This is a genomic window from Streptomyces sp. NPDC001443 (assembly GCF_053597355.1).
Genome location: NZ_JBSFIA010000008.1, coordinates 82,985 through 95,569 on the forward strand (window position 1 = coordinate 82,985; position 12,585 = coordinate 95,569).

The following is a 12,585-nucleotide window of genomic DNA, read 5'->3' on the forward strand; positions in this document are numbered from 1 at the left end:
CAGGGGATCTTCCCGGAGGCGGATCGTGCCGCATGCCCGCACGGGCGGGGGATGCGGCGCGGGCCGGTGAGCCGCACGATCACGGCTTTCTACCTGGGACGAGGCTTGGTCGCCTGCGAGCCTGTTCCGCTCGCCTTCGCCCGGCGGGTGCCCGTTCCGGGTGTCCCGGACTTCTCGGTGGACTGTGCCTTCTGTTTCGCCTGCAGCCGTTCCGCCTGCTTCTTCTTCCGGGCCTGCTCCCTCCGCCGCTCGCGTTGCAGGTCCGCCGCGGTCAACAGCATGTACGCGGGCGCGATCTTGGGAAAATTCTGCCGTCGGTCCACACCCCTGTCCGCGACGGGGACGGCCCGGACGGCGGGAGCCGCCGAGAGCGAGAGGCCCCGGGTCGGGCGCTTCTTCGCCCGCTTGCCGAGCAGACCCTGTCTTCCGGGTGCGGCCGGGACCGGCTTCTCCGCTCTGACCGGAGCGACCCCCAGTCCGTTGCGTCGCAGCTCGGCGTCGCGGGCGTAGTCCGCTTCAAGCAGAGCGCGTCGGCGCCGGAGCTCCGCCTCCTGCTTGGATGCCCGCTCGGCGGCAGCGCTCGCCTTGGCCCCACCCCTGGCTGTCAGCTTTCCGGGCCGGGGATTCGTACCGTTGTCCATCACACCTCCACTTCTCACTCGTCATCGGGCGTTGTGGCCCGTCGTCCGTGGTCTCAGTTGTCGTCCAGCTGAATGTGGCAGCGCGACCAGTCGACCGACCACTCGTCGGACATCTCGTAGCCGGCCTCGCCCAGCCGCTCGGTCGCCCGCGTCAGGACATCCCGCAGCCCGTCCAGGGTGTCGACGTCCGGGAACTCGTCGCCCGGTCGGTACACGGGCGCGTAGTGCATGATGTGCTGCTCTCCCCAGCGGGTGCCGACGATCTGGAGGACGGGAGCGTCATCGTCGTTCGTGATCGAGGCATGGCAGTGGATCGCGTCCGATTCCTCGTCCGGGTCGTCGCCGGAGGGGTTGAAGTCCTCGCCCTCCCAGGCCGGATTGGTGACGTCGGTCTCGCAAGAGGACCAGACCAGATGCCACGGCCCGACCGTGTCCCATCGCTCCGCGTCCAGCTTCCTCCGGGCGGCTTCGGTGAGGAGGGTGAGCGTCCGGAGCGAGTACGCGCGGAAGTCCGGCGGGAGTTCGCCGCTCAGGTCGAAGGAAGGGTCCTCGAACATCATTCTGTAGGCCTTCACGAGTTCGAGGACCAGCCGGCCGTCGCCCCCGTCGCCCTCCTGGTCTTCCCCGTCCTCGTCGTCCCCCTCGTCCCCGTCGTCCTGCCGGTGCCGACCGTTGTCGACCTTCGCATAGCGCTTCCGGTCCGGCTCGCAGTGCCAGCAGAGGGGCGTGCCGCTACAGACGAGGGCTTCCTCGTCGTCCTCGTCCGTCTCGTCCGTCCACTCCTCGTCGTCCTCGTCCGTCCACTCCTCGTCCTCCGTGGACACCACGGCGGGCCCCTCTTCCGGAGCGGGCCGGGACGGGTTGAAACAGACCGCTTCCAGTCGTGCTCGTCCGACGCGGGTGTTGTCCAGCCATTCCGGCACCCCGTCGCTCACACCGACGGGCCGTGCCTGTAGAGGCCGGTCCGCGTTTCGGTAGAAGGCGATGTCGCGGAATTCGCCGAGCCATCGGTCGAAGATCTCGTCGCTCCCCGGCGTGCCGAGGCCAGTCACCTCAGCCGTGCGGAACAGTTCCCGAGCGGCGGCGAGATCGATGAGAGGGAGGCCCGCGTGGCCCGGCTCGGCGTCGGAGGGTACGGGCATGTCGGACAGCCTTCCGGAGTCGGATGACCCCGGTAACGCGCTGCCGCGCCCCGGTGATCTGCACGGCCCGCGCACCTCGCGCGGGCCGGTCGCCACCCCGGGCGTCGCACGCCCGGGTGTGATCTCGTGCAGTAAGTCAGGGGTTTGACGCCGGATCACACGACCGAGCGGGAAGCTAACACCCGCACTGATCTTCCGCAAGATCTTCACAAACCCTTGCGCCGAGGCCATGATCATGAAATCTTGCGGCCTGACCGACCCGGCCGAACAGGACGGGGTCGGGGTCAGCACCGATCTCCCTGCACGAGCCGTAAGGGGGTCTTCGTTCCGAGGAGGCCCTTGTGCATGCCATCGACGCATCCGCCACGCCCAGCAACTGGGACTTGTACCGGACCGCGGTCGTCGACATCCGGTTCCAGGACCGGATCGTTCGCGTCGAGCCTCGCCCTCCGGGGACGGCCGAGGGTTCCTTTCCAGGACCGGCCGAGGGTGCCACCGTCCATGTGATCACCGCATGGAACCCCTACGGCCGTACGGCACCCTCTGACGCCAACACGCGCGCTCACTGTCTGCTGCTCGCCGAGATCCGCCGCCGTGGCCTCACCTGGTGGCCCGCGGAGGGCGGCGACGTACGGGGCACGCACCGCGAGGAGAGCGTCGGCGTCGTCGGCCTGAGTGATACGGCTGCCCGCGCACTGGGCCGTCGGTTCGGACAGGACGCGATCTTCGCCTGGACGCCCGGTGCGTGGCGCGTCCTGGCCTGCGACAGCGATGCCGCCTCGGTGATCAGCTGGGCGGCGTCCGAGCGGGGATGTTCCGCGGGTGCGGGCAGGCGTTGAGGGAGGGGAGAGGAAAGCCATGGGCATGTACCCGATGCGTACGCCGGATCACTGTCCGCGCTGCGGCAGGCGTCTCATCGACCCACCAGCCGAGCGGGTCAAGGCCGACGGCTTTCCGGCCGAGGTGACGTACGCGACCGATCCGGCGTGCGGGGCGCGCTGGCACGTGTGGGACAGGACGTCGCCGCTGCGCCGACTGGCCCGGCCGTATGTGGAGGGCCCGGAATGACGTCTGCCGCGCCGGGAGGCGCGGCGGCCGGCTGCCCGTGAAGGCAGGCGGCCGATGTCGTGCGCGGCAGCGCGCGAGGGACGGTCGGCAGGTGTCTACAGCCCTTGATGCCGGGCTGGCAGGATGGAACGGCGAGCCTTGGGGGGTTCGCCGTGAAATATGTGCATCCGTGGTGATCACGGTGCCGTGAGCAGGATGAGAGGTGCGGCTGTGACCGTGACAGCTGAGGGGACGCAGGGGGCGGGGGCCTCGCTCGATCGCACACGGCTGCTGAAGGATCTCCAGGCTCAGGCGCGGCTCCTTGAGGACGATCTTCGGGAGCGGACCGAGGCCGAGCCGGAGTTCCGGGACGCGCTGCGGATCGAGTACGACAAGGCCGTCATGGCGGAGCGTACGGCGGCGATGTACGAGACGTGGCGTGACGAGCGGGTCGTGCAGATCGCCGCCGCGTGGGTCCTGGCGTGCGTGTTCGTGCGGTTCAGCGAGGACAACGGGCTGATCTCGGAGCCGTGGCTCTCCGGGCCGGGGGATCGGCTGGCCGAGGCGCAGGACCGGCACGACGCGTACTTCCGGGAGAACCCGGCGAGGAACGACCGGGACTGGTTGCTGGACTCCTTCGAGTTCCTCGCCAAGTCGCACCGGACGGTGGCGGGGCTGTTCGACTCCACGCACAACCCGTTGTACGAGGTCACGCCGTCGTACGAGGCGGCCACGGCTCTGCTGGCCTTCTGGCGGCAGCGGGGCGCCGACGGCGAGATCGTGCACGACTTCACCGACGCCGAGCTGGACACGCGTTTCCTGGGTGACCTGTACCAAGACCTGTCGGAGCACGCCCGTAAGACGTACGCGCTGCTCCAGACCCCGGTGTTCGTCGAGGAGTTCATCCTCGACCTGACGCTGGAGCCCGCGGTGGAGGAGTTCGGGCTGACGCCGGCGTGGAAGCACCGGCCTGGCGGCTGGGACGGCGAGGTCTTCCCGGACGGGCCCGCGGGCGAGGAGGTCGTACGGGGGCTGCGGTGCATCGACCCCGCGTGCGGCTCCGGACACTTCCTGCTCGGCATGTTCGAGCGGCTGCTGGAGAAGTGGCGAGCTGCCGAGCCCGGGACCGAGCCGTGGGTACTGGTACGGCGGGCGCTGGAGTCCGTGCACGGGGCCGACAAGAACCCGTTCGCTGTGGCCATCGCGCGGTTCCGGCTGCTGGTGGCTGCACTGAAGGCCGGTGGGGTGCGGGAGTTGAGCGCGGCTCCCGGGTTGCCTATTCGGGTGGCTGTGGCGGACTCATTGTTGCATGGGCGGGGCGCGGAGACGGTCACGGAGGCGCTGGACACGCTGTTCGCAGAAGACGAGCCGTTCTATTTCCGGACCGAGGACGTGGAGGAGTACGCGCGGGAGGTGGACCTGCTCGGGCGGGGGACCTATCACGTGGTGGTGGGGAATCCGCCGTACATCACGGTCAAGGACGCGAACGAGAACAAGAACTACAAGGCTGCGTACGACGCTTGCTATCGGCAGTATGCGTTGTCGGTGCCGTTTGCTCAGCGGATCTTCGAGCTGGCGGTGCGGGCTGGGGGTGACCATCGGGATGGGGGGTTCACCGGGCAGATCACGGCGAACTCCTTCATGAAGCGGGAGTTCGGGAAGAAGTTGATCGAAGAGTTCTTCCCGAGGGTTCAGCTGACGCATGTGATCGATACGTCGGGAGCATTCATTCCCGGACATGGCACGCCGACCGTGATTTTGGCTGGGCGGAATCAGGTCGCTCGGCAGAGTGAAACTGTACGTGCGGCGCTAGGGGTACGGGGAGAGCCCAGCCAGCCCGCTAATCCCGAGAGGGGATTCGTGTGGCAGGCAATTGCGACTCAGGTGCGGGAACCCGGGAGCGAGTCGGAGTGGATCTCCACAGCCGAAATGGAACGGGAGTACCTCAGTTCATTCCCTTGGTCTCTTTCCGGCGGAGGGGCAGTCAATTGTCTTGCGCGACTGGAAAACGGGATCAGAACCCCACTTTCCAGCCGAATCGACGTTATCGGGCGCACGACAAATCCAGGCGAAGATGAGGCTTGGACTCTGCCAAACCATGCCACCGCGACGCGCCTCAGAGACGAAAAATTCGTGGAACGCTTCGTGGTGGGAGATAGCGTTCGAGATTTCAGACTACATGGCTCCCTGCTGGTACGAAGCCCCTATGCAGATAGATCCCACAAGACGATCGTGCCCGAGAGCGACCACCTTCCCGCACGAAGTCTCTGGCCATTGCGGTCCACCCTAAGAGCTCGGGGCCTCTTCGGTCGAACCCTAGAAGAACATGGGCGATCGTGGTACGAGCACCTGGAAAACTACGCCGAACGCCTCATCTCGCCCTTCACTATCACGTACGGCGAAGTGACTACCCATAACCACTTCACCCTGGACCGCGGAGGAAAGCTTTTCAAGCAGACAGCTCCAGCAATCAAATTGCCAGAAGGTGCCACCGAGGAGAGGCACCTAGAGCTGCTGGGCCTGTTGAACTCTTCAACCGCATGCTTCTGGATGAAACAGGTGAGCCAAGGTAAGGGTGGCAGCGGCGTCGGGTGCGGCATCAAAGACGAGGCGTGGGAAGAGCGCTACCAGTTTTCTTCAACCAAGCTTCATAAATTCCCACTCCCGGAGCAACTACCCCTCACACTCGGCCGCGAACTTGACGCCCTGGCCCAGGCATTGACCAAGCATGAACCTTCTTCCTTCGCCCGCAACGCCGCACCGACCCGGGAAACCCTGGACCAAGCTCGCCATACGCAGGAGCTGACCCACGCGCGCATGATCGCATTGCAGGAGGAATTGGACTGGACCATTTACGGCGCGTACGGCCTACTCAGTCCCAGGGAGGCTGCCCGCACCAACTCCGTCGACGTTCCCGAGGTCACGCTCGGGCAGCGCGCCTTCGAAATCGCGCTCGCGCGCAAGGTGGCCTCCGGGGAAGCCGAGACCGCCTGGTTCGAGCGGCACGGTTCCACCCCTGTCACCGATATCCCCGCTCACTGGCCGGAGGCATACCGTCAGGTCGTCCAGGCCCGTATCGACCTCATCCAGGCCAACACGGACATTCGGCTCATCGAGCGACCCGAGTACAAGCGCCGTTGGTCCACCGAGTCCTGGGAGAAGCGGGAAGCCGCTGCCCTGCGGAGCTGGCTGCTCGACGCTGCCGAGCGTGAAGACATCTGGTTCGAGGACCGGGACGGATTCACCGTGCCCCGGCCGCTCACCGTCAACCAGCTCGCCGACGCCCTCCGCCACGACAAGGACGTCCAGGCCGTCGCCGAGCTGTACGCCGCCGATCACCTCGGCAAGCGTGACGCCTCCCTCGCCACCGTCCTGGCGGCCGTCATCGAGGCCGAGCACGTGCCGTACCTCGCCGCCCTCCGCTACAAGGACACCGGGCTGCGCAAGCGTGCGCAGTGGGAGCAGGTCTGGGAGCAGCAGCGCGAGGAGGACCGGACCGGTCAGCGGCTCGACATCAAGGTGCCGCCGAAGTACACCGGCGCGGACTTCCTCAAGCACTCCTACTGGTCCAACCGCGGCAAGCTCGACGTGCCCAAGGAGCGCTTCATCTCCTACCCCGGCGCCTCCGTGGAGTCGGACACCTCCCTCCTCCTCGGCTGGGCCGGCTGGAACCACCGCGACCAGGCCGACGCCCTCGTCGGACTCATCCGCAACCGCATCGAAGACGGCGGCTGGGACAAGAAGGACCCCCGGCTCGTACCGCTCCTCGCCGGACTGCGGGAAGTCCTGCCCTGGGTTCACCAGTGGTACGGCGAGTACGACGAGGAGTGGGAGGGCAACCCCGCCGAGGAGTTCCAGGCCGCCCTCGAATCGGGCCGCGCGGACGCCGAGTTGTCAGAGACTGATCTCGCCAACTGGCACCCCGAGAAGAAGACGCGGGGTCAGCAGAAGAAGAGCGAGTAGGTGACGAGGGGCGGTCGGTAACCGACCGCCCCTCCCTCACATCAATCGCGCGCGGCCATCCGCACGAACGCTGCCCACTCATCGGCGCCGACGGAGAGGAACGCCTCCCCCGGCCGTTTGGAGTCGCGGACCAGTACGGTCGTACCGGCGTCAGCGACCTCAACGCAGTCGCCACCATTGCCTGCGCTGTAGCTGCTCTTGAACCAGCCCAGCTCCCCAGCGACATGCCCGGGGCTACCTGCCTTCATAGCTCTCCCAACAGCTTCTCGATGAAGGCCAGGGACTCCCGAGGAGTCAGCGCCTGAGCCCGAAGAACGCCGTACGTAGCTTCGAGCGGGCTGACCTTCTTCGACTCCGTGTACAGGGCGCTCACATCCTGTACTTCCATATAGGCCATCCTGCGCTCATTCTTCGAGTGGATCAATGTGAACGGCCCTGCAAGACCGGCATGTTCGTCTCGCTCTGCCGTCATGACCTGCATCTCGACGTTGCGCTGGTGTCCGTAGAGCAGAAGCTGTTCAAGTTGGCCCTGCCATACTTCGCGACCGCCCAACGGCCGCCGGAGCACATGCTCCTCAATAACGAAGCTCAGTAGCGGAGCAGGGCGCCGCGCGAACAGCTTCTGCCGTTCCATGCGTGCGGACACACCCTGTTCAATCGACTCCTCGTCCAGCAGCGGGCGCCACATACGGAACACCGCCCGCGCGCACTCCTCGGTCTGCAAGATGCCCTTGATGACATGGTTCACGTAGGCGTGCAGCTCAACGGCTTCGGCCTCCAGCTGCACATACCGCCGGAAGAACGAGGGATACCGAGCCCTGGCCACCTCTTCCTTCATGGCCACCAGCACCCCCCGAGCCCCCACCGCCCGATCCACCGCATCGATCAGCTCGGGCTTGGGAATCCGCCGCCCCTGCTCCACGGCCGCGATCTGCGCCTCGCCGTACCCGACCCGCTCCCCCAACTGCGCCTGGGTGAGCCCGGCCAGCTCCCGCAACAGCTTCATCTGGCGCCCGAAGCACCGCAGGAACTCGACGTCCGAGTCCGGTTCCGCACCCGCGTCCATCCCGCTCGCCCCCTGCCGCCTCCACGCTCCGTGAGCGCAGGCTAGGACGCCCCTGCGTCAACCAAGCGCACAACCAGGCAAGTTGGTTCGTGTGAGTGAAAGCCCCCACGAAAGCTTTCTTCACTCATTGTGTCCATTCAAACACTTTCCGTGCTGTACGGTCAGCATAAATACGGCCCCCGCAACGGCGCCAACCGTTCGCGAGGGCCTGAACCACCAGTGGAAGTAGTAGGGCTCCCACCGTGATTTATCGTCACCATATCGCGCCCCCGCGCGCCTTCACCCAGTTCTCCCACGAGCTCATCCGGCACCCCCGACTGTCGTCGGACGCCGTCCGCCTCCTGACCTGGCAGCTCTCCCTCCCGCAGGGAGCGCGCGAACCTCTCGCGCGCACCGCCGAACGCGCCCGTATCGGAGCAACCGCCTTCACCCGCGCCAAGCGCCAGCTGAAGGACGAGGGCTTCGTGCACGAACGGCGCGTCCAAGGTCCCGGCGGTCAGTGGGCCACCCAGCAGCTCGTCTCCAGCGTTCCGTTGAGCCCCACTGAGGCCGCCAAGCTCCTCGCCCGGATTCCGGTGGGCGTCGGCACCACCACCGAGCGGGTGTCGCCGCAGGTCGTACCGAGTCCCCGTTTCCCGGCCGTCGGCGAACCGACCACCCCGCCCACCGACGGTCATCCCAATAAAAACCCCGAGGAAAACACTTCCCACCAACCCCCCGAACCCCCCGGACAACCAGCTCCGCCCGAGCCGGAGAAGCCCCAGGGGAAGCCCCGAACACCCTTGGCCTCCCGGACCTCCCACACCCCCGAACTCCTCGAAGCCGCCCGCGCCCTCACCGCCGCCTACCCCGGGCTCTCCCCCGACCTCCGGCACATGCCTCGCGCCATGTACGCCGAGCTGACTGAGCTGACCGCCCGCTGGCTGGAAGCTGGCCACCCGCCCGCCGCCGTCCGCGCCCACATCCTCCGCGGTCTCCCCGACGACGGCACCCCCGTCCACCGCCCCGGCGGCCTGCTCCGCCACCTCCTCCGGGACGTACCGCAGCCCCCGCCCGGCAATCCCGCGCCCGCCCCTGGACGCGCACCCGATGCCTCCCTCGCCCCTGCCCCCAGCCCCCGCCTCTCACCCCGCCTCACCGGCACCCGGGAGTGCGAGGGCCACCACGTCCAGCCACGGCTCTTCAGGCCGGTCGGCGAGGAGGTCCTGTGCCCGGCATGCACCGCCCGCCGTATCCCACCGACACTCCCGGCCCCCGGCAGGTCACCGTTCCGGGCATCGGAGAACAGCGCCCTGCCCGGTGTCCGTGGCACCCGCTAGCGTTTCTTCCGGGTGAAAACTTCGGGGGAAGGGCACCAACATGGTGGGCGTCTTCGCATACCGTGACGACGCACGCGACCGACGGCGCCGACGACGGGAGGAGGTGCGGCATGAGGATCGAGCTCGCGCTCAAGCTTCGGGGGCCGCACGCGGGCATGGACGCCCAGGACTCCCTTCGGACCATGCAGAACATGCTGTCCCTCCTGCATGAGCTGGAGGTGACGGAGACCGCGCGGCCGAGCAGCGAAGGCACCCGCTGGGCCTTCAACGAGCTGCGGCTGGGCAGCGTCGCCTGCGTTCTCGAACCTCTGCGCATCGCCGAGCACTCCACCTACGACGTGGTGGAGCGCGTGGTCCGCACCACCGTGGCAGGACTGCACGAGGCCGAGTCCAGTGCCCGCATCCCCACCGGGTGGACCTTTCGCGCGGCGAACCTCGGGCGGCGCATGGCCCGGTCCCTCGGGGCCTCACCGGACGTCGGAATGTGCGTCGAGGTCAGAGCGGACGGAGTGGCGGTTCGTTCGGTCGAGGTCACTCAGCGGACGGCCCTGCACCTGGACGCGGCCGCGAGGGCACGCTTCAGTACGTTCGGCTCCCGGCGGGGACGTCTGAGCGGCCTGGAAGAGGACAAGCAGCACCACCGCCCCCGCGCACTGCTGCGCACCGAGGTCGGCGGTGAGGTGATCCCCGTGTACTTCGGTGACGACCTCGACCCCGAGCTCCGAAGGGCCTGGCGGCGTGACCGCGTGGAGGTGACGGGCGAGATCACCGAGAACGCGCAGGGGCAGAGCGTCCGGATGCGCGCGACCGAGATCGAGCTTCTGCCGACGGAGCCGCTGCTGTCGGACGAAGGCCTGCGGGCCGGCTTCTGGCCGGACATGACAGACGGCCAGGACGCGGTGGACTACCTGGAAGCCCTGCGCGGCGAGAACTGACCGCCCAGGTCGGTGCAGTTCAACGCCTCGAATCTCGACTGACAAGGTCGCTCCCGGCACCCGACGCACGGTCGACCGGCCCCAGGTCCTCAGGCGGTCGGGAGGTCCGTACGAGATCGTGCGCGCCAAGTCTCGGTCAGCGTACGGTAACCGCATGACTACCAACATCTACATCGACGGCTTCAACCTCTACTACGGCCGCCTCAAGAAGAACCCCGACCTCAAGTGGCTCGACCCGGTGTCCCTGTGCGCCAAGCTCGTCCCGGCCGGTCAACAGATCAAACGGGTGCGGTACTTCACGGCGAGAATCAAGCCAAGGCCGGACGACCCGGGCGGGCCGCTCCGCCAGGACGCCTATCTGCGTGCGCTCGGCACACTCCCCCAAGTGTCCGTCCACTACGGGAGGTTCCTGCAGACCACCCCACGCATGCGGCTGGCACAGCCACCGGTCGGCGGTCCGAACACGGTCGAGGTGATCAAGACGGAGGAGAAGGGGACCGACGTCCACATCGCCTCGCACATGCTGCTCGACGCCTTCCGCAAGGACTGCGACCTGATGGTCCTCGTCAGCAACGACAGCGACCTGTGCGAACCGCTGCGGATGGTCAAGGAGGAGCTCGGCGTCGACATCGGCATACTCAACCCGTTCGACAAGCCGAGCCACTGGCTCAAGCAGCTCCAGCCCGCGTTCATGAAGCCGATCCGGGAAGGCGTCGTACGCGCCTCGCAACTGCCCGACCCGGTGCTCCTGGGCGACGGCAAGGAGGTGCGCCGGCCCAAGGAGTGGGCCTGAGGAGCGCTCTCGCAGCAAAAAGCAGAGGCCCACCGAATCCTTGGTGGGCCTCGCGCCTGCTCGCCGCGACGAGCAGGGGAATAGATCTCCACACTAGCGCAACAATGGTTGCGCTACCAGACGAACAGCTACCGTCACGTAAAGTCCCCGCCGACCGGCCCCGTGTGCAGCAGACACGCGCCTTCGCAGGCTGGTCCGTCAGTAGTGGTACCGAGCCTTGATGATCACGATTTCCTTCTCGGTGGCCCGGTAGACGAGCCGGTGCTCGTCGTCGATCCGGCGTGACCAGTACCCCGACAGGTCACCCTTCAGCGGTTCCGGCTTGCCGATCCCCGTGAAGGGGTCGCGCTGGATCTCCCCGATCAGGCGGACCAGCTTGCCGAACAGCTTCTTGTCGGCGGACTGCCAGTACAGGAGGTCCTCCCATCCGGTCGGACGGAACCGTACGTCCCTCACTCCCCGTCCTCCGCCAGGGCCGTCAGCTCGTCCATGGTTTTGGTGATCAACGATGTCTCGGCAGCCCTGTCCTCGGCGACGGCCGCCATGAGGCGGGCGGCGTTGGCAGGGCTGCGGAGCAGGTAGACGGTCTCCTGCCAGGAGCGGAAGTCGTCGGCGGACATCAGTATGGCGTTGCCGCCCTTGGAGGTGATCTCGACCGGCTCGTGGTCGTCGTTGACCTGCTGGATCAGCGGGAACAGCCTGGCTCGGGCCTCGCTGGCGGTGATGGCCATGGTCCCATCCTCCCTAGAAGTGGTACCACAACACGGTACCACTCAACTGGTACAAGGATCCGGTACCGGTCAGGAGAAGCGGCGTGTGCCCGGTCGGCGCCGCCGCCCGGGATGTGGCATCTGCGGGCCGACACCCCACAACCCCGACAAGCCCCGAGGCCACCCCTACAAAAAGTGTCCGTAGGACCGTCACACCTGGTCAGCGACCTCCCGGGGACGGGATCTTCGCGTCATGACGCCCTTCATCCTCCGCTTCAGCGCCACTCCTCGCGGCGCCCGTCTCGCCCGCCGTCTCGTTTCCCGGCAGATGGACGTCTGGGGCTGGCCCTACGGCACGTCCGCGCACGACGCCGTGGAACTGGTCGCCGGGGAACTGGCGGCGAACGCCGTCACCCACGGCCGGGTCCCCGGCCGGGACGCGGAGCTGCGACTGAGCCGGTGCGACGGCGACCGGGTGCGGGTGGAGGTCGCCGACACCCTCGGCGAACGGCTGCCCCGCCGGGAGCCGGCCGGGCCCGACGCCGAGCACGGACGCGGACTCATCCTGGTCGCCACGCTCAGCGAGACCTGGGGTGTCGCCCCACGGCCGGGCGGCCCGGGAAAGACCGTGTGGGCAGTGATCGTCACACCACGCCTCGCCCCCGCCCGCCCACCGGCCCCCGCGGCACCGACGTCCCACATCGGGTCCCGCACGGCCACCGGATCCCGTCGAGATTCCACTGATGGAGTGAGCAACTCCGGATCCACAAGTCGACACGCCGGAGAAATCCCTACCGTCTCGTCCGGTGAACGACGACAACCGCCACAGCGGGCCGACCGTGATTCCGCGACCGGCATCCCCCATGCCCCACAAGGCGCACACAGCAAATTCCGTACGCCGGGCGGGCGACTTTTCCGAACATCCGAGAATGGCGAATTCGAAGAGTACTGAAACGACTATCGGACTGT

The 12,585-nt window shown here is 67.5% G+C and carries 13 protein-coding genes; 7 read left to right on the top strand and 6 right to left on the bottom strand.

From position 1 onward, the window contains the following. Positions 1-89: 89 nt before the first annotated feature. The gene (locus tag ACWC24_RS11755; protein ID WP_450662658.1) at positions 90-641 is read right to left on the bottom strand and encodes a hypothetical protein; all 552 of its coding nucleotides are present in this window, start codon (positions 639-641) and stop codon (positions 90-92) included. Between the two features lie 53 nt (positions 642-694). Beyond that, positions 695-1,783 (bottom strand): hypothetical protein, encoded by a 1,089-nt coding sequence (locus ACWC24_RS11760; RefSeq protein WP_450662659.1) that lies wholly within the window; start codon positions 1,781-1,783, stop codon positions 695-697. A gap of 341 nt (positions 1,784-2,124) precedes the next feature. Here ACWC24_RS11760 and ACWC24_RS11765 point away from each other — a divergent pair, with 341 nt between their 5' ends. The 3 genes from ACWC24_RS11765 (at position 2,125) to pglX (ending at position 6,793) form a co-directional block, all read left to right on the top strand. Further along, positions 2,125-2,622, top strand: coding sequence for a DUF3293 domain-containing protein (locus ACWC24_RS11765; RefSeq protein WP_450662660.1), 498 nt, complete (start codon positions 2,125-2,127; stop codon positions 2,620-2,622). 19 nt (positions 2,623-2,641) lie between these two features. Then, positions 2,642-2,851 (top strand): hypothetical protein, encoded by a 210-nt coding sequence (locus tag ACWC24_RS11770; RefSeq protein WP_450662661.1) that lies wholly within the window; start codon positions 2,642-2,644, stop codon positions 2,849-2,851. A gap of 210 nt (positions 2,852-3,061) precedes the next feature. Beyond that, positions 3,062-6,793: a BREX-2 system adenine-specific DNA-methyltransferase PglX gene (gene pglX, locus ACWC24_RS11775; protein WP_450662662.1), complete on the top strand. Its 3,732-nt coding sequence runs from the start codon at positions 3,062-3,064 to the stop codon at positions 6,791-6,793. Positions 6,794-6,834: 41 nt separating this feature from the next. On the opposite strand, the gene ACWC24_RS11780 is transcribed toward pglX, so the two are convergent. Together ACWC24_RS11780 and ACWC24_RS11785 are read right to left on the bottom strand one after the other, a co-directional pair. Next, the gene (locus ACWC24_RS11780) at positions 6,835-7,041 is read right to left on the bottom strand and encodes a DUF397 domain-containing protein (RefSeq protein WP_450662663.1); all 207 of its coding nucleotides are present in this window, start codon (positions 7,039-7,041) and stop codon (positions 6,835-6,837) included. Further along, the gene (locus ACWC24_RS11785; RefSeq protein ID WP_450662664.1) at positions 7,038-7,859 is read right to left on the bottom strand and encodes a helix-turn-helix domain-containing protein; all 822 of its coding nucleotides are present in this window, start codon (positions 7,857-7,859) and stop codon (positions 7,038-7,040) included. Before ACWC24_RS11785 ends, ACWC24_RS11780 begins: the two co-directional genes overlap by 4 nt. A 242-nt stretch (positions 7,860-8,101) precedes the next feature. Here ACWC24_RS11785 and ACWC24_RS11790 point away from each other — a divergent pair, with 242 nt between their 5' ends. The 3 genes from ACWC24_RS11790 (at position 8,102) to ACWC24_RS11800 (ending at position 10,906) form a co-directional block, all read left to right on the top strand. Then, on the top strand, positions 8,102-9,178 hold the full coding sequence (locus ACWC24_RS11790; RefSeq protein ID WP_450662665.1) for a hypothetical protein: 1,077 nt from the start codon (positions 8,102-8,104) through the stop codon (positions 9,176-9,178). A gap of 110 nt (positions 9,179-9,288) precedes the next feature. Next, positions 9,289-10,113, top strand: coding sequence for a hypothetical protein (locus ACWC24_RS11795; protein WP_450662666.1), 825 nt, complete (start codon positions 9,289-9,291; stop codon positions 10,111-10,113). A gap of 154 nt (positions 10,114-10,267) precedes the next feature. Beyond that, positions 10,268-10,906, top strand: coding sequence for an NYN domain-containing protein (locus tag ACWC24_RS11800; RefSeq protein ID WP_450662667.1), 639 nt, complete (start codon positions 10,268-10,270; stop codon positions 10,904-10,906). Between the two features lie 198 nt (positions 10,907-11,104). Here the strand turns inward: ACWC24_RS11800 and ACWC24_RS11805 are convergent, their stop codons facing one another. After that, positions 11,105-11,362 (bottom strand): Txe/YoeB family addiction module toxin, encoded by a 258-nt coding sequence (locus ACWC24_RS11805; protein ID WP_386604097.1) that lies wholly within the window; start codon positions 11,360-11,362, stop codon positions 11,105-11,107. Further along, positions 11,359-11,637 carry a type II toxin-antitoxin system Phd/YefM family antitoxin gene (locus ACWC24_RS11810; RefSeq protein WP_450662668.1) on the bottom strand — a complete coding sequence of 93 codons (279 nt, stop codon included), beginning with the start codon at positions 11,635-11,637 and terminating at the stop codon, positions 11,359-11,361. Before ACWC24_RS11810 ends, ACWC24_RS11805 begins: the two co-directional genes overlap by 4 nt. A 232-nt stretch (positions 11,638-11,869) precedes the next feature. Here ACWC24_RS11810 and ACWC24_RS11815 point away from each other — a divergent pair, with 232 nt between their 5' ends. Beyond that, the gene (locus tag ACWC24_RS11815; RefSeq protein ID WP_450662669.1) at positions 11,870-12,568 is read left to right on the top strand and encodes an ATP-binding protein; all 699 of its coding nucleotides are present in this window, start codon (positions 11,870-11,872) and stop codon (positions 12,566-12,568) included. Positions 12,569-12,585 lie beyond the last annotated feature (17 nt).

What these genes read in the sequence shown, in the direction of transcription:
- ACWC24_RS11760 (WP_450662659.1), bottom strand. Translation starts at nt 1,783, where the DNA reads ATGCCCGTACCCTCCGACGCCGAGCCGGGCCACGCGGGCCTCCCTCTC.
- ACWC24_RS11800 (WP_450662667.1), top strand. Translation starts at nt 10,268, where the DNA reads ATGACTACCAACATCTACATCGACGGCTTCAACCTCTACTACGGCCGC.
- ACWC24_RS11780 (WP_450662663.1), bottom strand. Translation starts at nt 7,041, where the DNA reads ATGAAGGCAGGTAGCCCCGGGCATGTCGCTGGGGAGCTGGGCTGGTTC.
- ACWC24_RS11815 (WP_450662669.1), top strand. Translation starts at nt 11,870, where the DNA reads ATGACGCCCTTCATCCTCCGCTTCAGCGCCACTCCTCGCGGCGCCCGT.
- ACWC24_RS11810 (WP_450662668.1), bottom strand. Translation starts at nt 11,637, where the DNA reads ATGGCCATCACCGCCAGCGAGGCCCGAGCCAGGCTGTTCCCGCTGATC.
- ACWC24_RS11755 (WP_450662658.1), bottom strand. Translation starts at nt 641, where the DNA reads ATGGACAACGGTACGAATCCCCGGCCCGGAAAGCTGACAGCCAGGGGT.
- ACWC24_RS11770 (WP_450662661.1), top strand. Translation starts at nt 2,642, where the DNA reads ATGGGCATGTACCCGATGCGTACGCCGGATCACTGTCCGCGCTGCGGC.
- ACWC24_RS11795 (WP_450662666.1), top strand. Translation starts at nt 9,289, where the DNA reads ATGAGGATCGAGCTCGCGCTCAAGCTTCGGGGGCCGCACGCGGGCATG.
- ACWC24_RS11785 (WP_450662664.1), bottom strand. Translation starts at nt 7,859, where the DNA reads ATGGACGCGGGTGCGGAACCGGACTCGGACGTCGAGTTCCTGCGGTGC.